Consider the following 1494-nt stretch of genomic DNA (forward strand, 5'->3'; position numbering starts at 1 on the left):
GATCGCTCCGCCCGCGCTCGATAAGGTCGCCAAGCTGGCCAACACCAGCGCAGAGGCACTAGTTGATGCGCTGCCTCCCACCACCGCACTCACACTGAGCGCACCGCCCCCCGTGTAGACGCTGCCCAACGAGACGCCGGCGTGGCCACTCGCCCCGCTGACCAAGCCTGTCAGATTGACCGCCCCACCGCCCGACACAATCGAACCAATGGACACGCCCACGGCGCTTCCCGCGCTCACGTCGTTGCCATACACCGTCACGGCCCCACCCGTGCCGCTCGCGAGGCTCGTATTGAGCACCCCCACCTGCACGCCGTAACCCGCCTGGGACGTGGGACCCTGATTGCTCAACACAATCGAGCCTCCGTTGGTCGCGATCGACCCCACGCTGATGGCCCCACCCGAGAGCGTCGTCCCCGCCGTGATCGACACATTGCCGCCGCTCGTGCTGATGCTTGAGAGGCTCACCAATGCCCCCGCGCTCACGCTCACCGAACTACCCGTCACCGCGCCGAGTAAAATTTGGCTGCTCGCCGTTGCCGCCACTGCGCCACTTGCGGCAATCGAGGATATCCCTGTAATGTTCGTCGTATTCGCATCGCCCAGCGTCACCGCGCTGAACACCCCGCTGGTCGTCAGGCCCTGAAGGTTGTTTAAACCCACCGTCATGCCCGCTAGACTCGCCAGCCCCGAACCCGACTGCACCGTCAGCGCACCCGCCGTCTGCGCAGACACGCCACTGAGGGCCAGATTACCGACATCCGCGTGCACTGAAATATTCCCGCTCTGAGCGCTGCCGCCCAGCTGCACCCTGGTCGGAAAGACCAAGGCATAACCCAATGCGCCCGCTAAGTTCAGATTCAACGCGCCGCTGCCTGAGCGCAAAACAACGGCCGTGCCCGTTGCCGCTCCCGCTATGACGCCGCCGCTGGCTGTGAACCAGTTGGCCAACAAATTGCCGCCGGCGCTATCGATTAACCCGCCATTCAGAAAGCTGACCGCGTCGCCACCCGCGCTTCCGTTATTTACATCCGTATTTGAGGCATTCAGCGTGATCGCTCCGCCCGCGCTCGATAAGGTCGCCAAGCTGGCCAACACCAGCGCAGAGGCACTACTTGATGCGCTGCCTCCCACCACCGCACTCACACTGAGCGCACCGCCCCCCGTGTAGACGCTGCCCAACGAGACGCCGGCGCTGCCATTACTCGCGTTGACCAAGCCCGTCAGATTGACCGCCCCACCGCCCGACACAATCGAACCAATGGACACGCCCACGGCGCTTCCCGCGCTCACGTCGTTGCCATACACCGTCACGGCCCCACCCGTGCCGCTCGCGAGGCTCGTATTGAGCACCCCCGCTTGCACGCCGTAACCCGCCTGGGACGTGGGACCCTGATTGCTCAACACAATCGAGCCTCCGTTGGTCGCGATCGACCCCACGCTGATGGCCCCACCCGAGAGCGTCGTCCCCGCCGTGATCGACACATTGCCGCC

Annotated in this window: 1 protein-coding gene; it reads right to left on the reverse strand. The window is 64.9% G+C overall.

The features are described 5' to 3' along the window. Positions 1–1314: beta strand repeat-containing protein (locus AWB78_RS42515; RefSeq protein WP_232478144.1), on the reverse strand; the 1314-nt coding region annotated here is incomplete at its 3' end. Between the last annotated feature and the right edge of the window lie 180 nt (positions 1315–1494).

It is taken from the genome of Caballeronia calidae (assembly GCF_900044055.2).
Lineage (GTDB): Bacteria > Pseudomonadota > Gammaproteobacteria > Burkholderiales > Burkholderiaceae > Caballeronia > Caballeronia calidae.